This is a genomic window from Hymenobacter lapidarius (assembly GCF_001816145.1).
GTDB classification, from domain to species: Bacteria; Bacteroidota; Bacteroidia; order Cytophagales; family Hymenobacteraceae; genus Hymenobacter; species Hymenobacter lapidarius.
In genome coordinates this window covers 1-3,366 of sequence record NZ_MDZB01000006.1, presented here as the reverse complement: position 1 = coordinate 3,366, position 3,366 = coordinate 1, and the positions used below count along the sequence as shown (strand labels likewise).

The following is a 3,366-nucleotide window of genomic DNA, read 5'->3' as shown; positions in this document are numbered from 1 at the left end:
CCCCCGGCCTAAGCGGCGGCGGCGGCTTTACCCCGCAACCCACGCGCTGGGTTGTGGAGCGTTCCATCAGCTGGTTGCACTGGGACCGACGACTGAGCCACGACTTCGAATGCGAAACCAGCAGCGCCGAGGCTACCTTGTATTTGTCCAGTATTCGGCACCTTATTCGTAAATTTTAACAGGCTCTATAGCAGTTTCGCGAACAGTTTACCCCGTTATTGTGGGGCTTGCGTGTGGTAGCCACAGTGGTCAAACCAGTTGCGTGCATCCTGCTCGTAATCCAGTTGATGGCTTCCTGCAGGGGCCTGCTCCAGCTCCTGTCGGGTGCGGGCCTGGGCGGCTCGTAACGCTGTTTTGAGCTTGCTCCACGCCTGCTCAATTGGGATGAAGTCGGGCGAGTAAGGTGGCAGAAAGACTACCTCCACGCCCCGCTCAGCCAGCCATTCGACTACGCCCGGCAGTTTATGCACCGAGAAATTGTCCAGCACCAGTACATCCCCCCGCCGCAACGTGGGGGCCAGACACTCGGTCACGTACCAAGCAAAATTCGTGTAATTGAGGTAGCCTTCCAGCAATTGCACCGCCCCTAAGCCCTGCACCGACAGTGTCCCGATCAACGTCAGGGAGCGGCACCTGGTCAGCGGCACGGGCTGACAGACGCGTTGCCCGCCAAAGGCCCGCGCGTAGCGACGGCAGTAGTCGAGGCGCAGACCTGTTTCGTCGAGAAACGAGAAAGTGGAAGCGCTCTACGTCGGGCCGCGTGCACACGGTTTCTATGTGTGCAGCCCGCGCCGCTACGACCCGCTCGCTGTCACGTTCGCTGGCGTGGTTGCTTTTTTTGCGCCGCAGTCCGTGCTCGTCCAGTACGGTCCAAATGCTGGTTTGACTCACCGGGCGGCCAAATTCGGCCTGCCAAGCGGCGTTCAACTCGGCCAGTGCGGCGTCGGCGTGTTACCCCACGTAGGCCACGAGCCACGCCTGCTCAGTCGGCAAAATCGATCGGGCTGGTCCGCCACTGGCAGGCTTAACCGCTAATGAGCCAGTTTGGCGCTGTTGGTGGCGCAACTTCTTGATGAAGGAGACGCTCACCCCGAAGCGGTCAGCGACCCGTTGCTGACGCGAGCCAACCTGTGCACAAGCGGCAGCGACGCGGGTGCGTAAATCAAGTTAGTAAGGTTTCATATCTTACCCTACGCAAAGATTCATAAAAGGGTAAACCGTTCGTGAAAATGCTATAAAACAAGATTTTAGCTAGCCGGGAATTTTGGTGGTGGACGATGGCAGCAAGGACTATACCGCCGTGGTCGTGGCCCGCTTTGCCGACCCGCACCTGTGCTACTACCCCAAGCAAAACGCCGAGCGTGGCGCGGCCCGCAATTATGACTTGGCCCACGCCCAAGATGAGTATGTGATTTTTTTGGATTCCGATGACCGGTTTTACCCTAAACACCTAGCCACTCTATACGCTAAAACCCTAGTACACCTTATTCGACTTGGGTGTTGAGTTTATCGGGCGCGTAGGCGCACTAGGGGCGCGTATGTGCAGGTCATGCAGGCCGCGGGCCACGACCATTACTGTGTCGCGCCGCCACTCGCCGCGCAAGCGTACCCTGTCTTGGACCATGCGCAGGCGCTTGATGCCCCTGTGGGCGTGCTCGATGACCACGCGTAATAGACTCAGCAGCCGATTGTAAAGCAGCTGGGCAAAGGTCAATTCGCCCCGCGGCGGCTTTTTGTGCGGCATTTCCATCAGCACCCCCGCCGGGGCGTGGCCCAACAAGCCCAGGCCCTGGCACAACACGCTGCCGGTGGGCAAACCTAGCGCATACTCGTCGGCTAGGCGCTTGTCGTGGCAGCGGCCACCTTCCGTGGGCGAGAGATAGTGCACGTACTGCGTCGAATCACACAACGTCATGTTTTTTAGGCGATGGGCTTTTTTTTCACTATATTCTTCCGCCTGGGCTTCGCGGTCTTGGTTGCGCGGTACGCCCCGCTCGACTCGGTCGTAGGCGAAGACCGGCTCGTGATGGGCGACCAAGCGCTGGGCCAATTTGCCTCCGTCGCGCACGGGCAGCAGCCCCCAGCGGGCCAGCATGTAGTTCAAGCGCCGAGCAACGCCGTGCTCAACTGACTCACATGGGCTTGGGAGATGCCGAAGCTGGCCGCCTGATGCTGCTGTAAGCTGTTGTTTTTAAAATAGGTCAGCAGGAAAAACAACTTCACCTCGCTGCCGGCCAGCACGGCATTGGGCCGTTCGCGATACGCTGGAAACTGCCGTCGCCGGCCTTCGAGCGTGTGCCAGCGGTGGTGGCGCTCCCAGGCGGGGGAGAAGTTGGTGAGCAACTCATCAAATTCAGCCACCTGTAGACTGATTAGGGCCAGAAATGGCGCGGCTTCTCGCGTAGGGCAACGTAATCCATCCCCAAAGCTACGCTTGCCTCGCACGAGTTAACTTAGCCACTTCTTCCGAATCACGTCTAGTAAAAGAGGCCTGACTCCGATATTTGCTGACTAGCGTCGTGGGTATGTGCCCAGCAAGTATCAACAGCAGTTTATAACATTAATGGTTACCTTTGCGGTCGCATTTCCTCAATTTATATGGCCTATATATCTGTGCCTTCGCTGGCTTCTGGTGTGATGGCCCCTCCCGGTGGGCAGTTCATCCCGCTCTTCACCACCTTTGTGCATCCCTCGGCGCAGCAGCGCGTGAGCGAGGTGCTCACCAGTACCTTTCTCAGCGAGGGCAAGCTGGTGAAAGAGTTTGAAGCCCGCCTGAGTGCCGAGTTGGGCATGGTGCATCCTGCTGCCCTTAACAGCGGCACGAGTGCTCTGCACTTGGCGATGGAAGTGGCCGGCGTAGGCGCTGGCGACGAGGTGATTCTCTCGGCCCAGACGTTCATTGCCTCGGCCATTACCATCGTACAGGCCGGCGCCAAGCCGATTTTTGCCGATATTCAATACGAAACTGGCAACATCGCCCCGGCCGACATTGCCCACTGCATCACGCCGCGCACCAAGGCTATTATGGCCGTGCATTGGGGCGGCTACCCCTGCGATATGGCCGAGATTAAGGCCATTGCGGAGCAGCATAACCTCGTGGTGATTGAGGACGCGGCCCACTCGCCGGGCGCTACTTACCAGGGGCAGGCCATCGGTTCCATTTCCGATTACACCTGCTTCAGCTTCCAGGCCATCAAGCACCTGACCACCGGCGACGGCGGCGCCCTGTGTGCTCGCGACCCGGAGAAGGCCCGTGAGGTGTTCCGCCGCCGTTGGTTCGGTATTGACCGCGCCAACTCGCCGATGAACGAGGTGGGGGAGCGTGAGTACGACCTCACTGACGTGGGCTATAAGTACCATATGAGC

General features: G+C 59.2%; 4 protein-coding genes and 1 pseudogene. 2 read left to right on the top strand and 3 right to left on the bottom strand.

Annotated features, from left to right (window positions below; genetic code table 11):
* Positions 1 to 215: 215 nt before the first annotated feature.
* Positions 216 to 719, bottom strand: a pseudogene (locus BEN47_RS00090) (transposase); the annotation flags it as partial.
* 548 nt (positions 720 to 1,267) lie between these two features.
* Between BEN47_RS00090 and BEN47_RS19955 the strand changes: the two are divergent.
* Positions 1,268 to 1,504, top strand: coding sequence for a glycosyltransferase family A protein (locus BEN47_RS19955; RefSeq protein ID WP_239691445.1), 237 nt, complete (start codon positions 1,268 to 1,270; stop codon positions 1,502 to 1,504).
* Here BEN47_RS19955 and BEN47_RS00085 read toward each other — a convergent pair.
* Both BEN47_RS00085 and BEN47_RS00080 read right to left on the bottom strand, forming a co-directional pair.
* On the bottom strand, positions 1,475 to 2,095 hold the full coding sequence (locus BEN47_RS00085; RefSeq protein WP_239691444.1) for a transposase family protein: 621 nt from the start codon (positions 2,093 to 2,095) through the stop codon (positions 1,475 to 1,477). The genes BEN47_RS19955 and BEN47_RS00085 overlap by 30 nt on opposite strands.
* A 5-nt stretch (positions 2,096 to 2,100) precedes the next feature.
* Positions 2,101 to 2,361, bottom strand: a complete 261-nt coding sequence (locus BEN47_RS00080; RefSeq protein ID WP_070724175.1) for a helix-turn-helix domain-containing protein — start codon at positions 2,359 to 2,361, stop codon at positions 2,101 to 2,103.
* 237 nt (positions 2,362 to 2,598) lie between these two features.
* On the opposite strand from BEN47_RS00080, the gene BEN47_RS00075 reads away from it, so the two are divergent.
* The coding region (locus BEN47_RS00075) for a DegT/DnrJ/EryC1/StrS family aminotransferase (RefSeq protein WP_193427115.1) at positions 2,599 to 3,366 on the top strand (768 nt) is incomplete at its 3' end.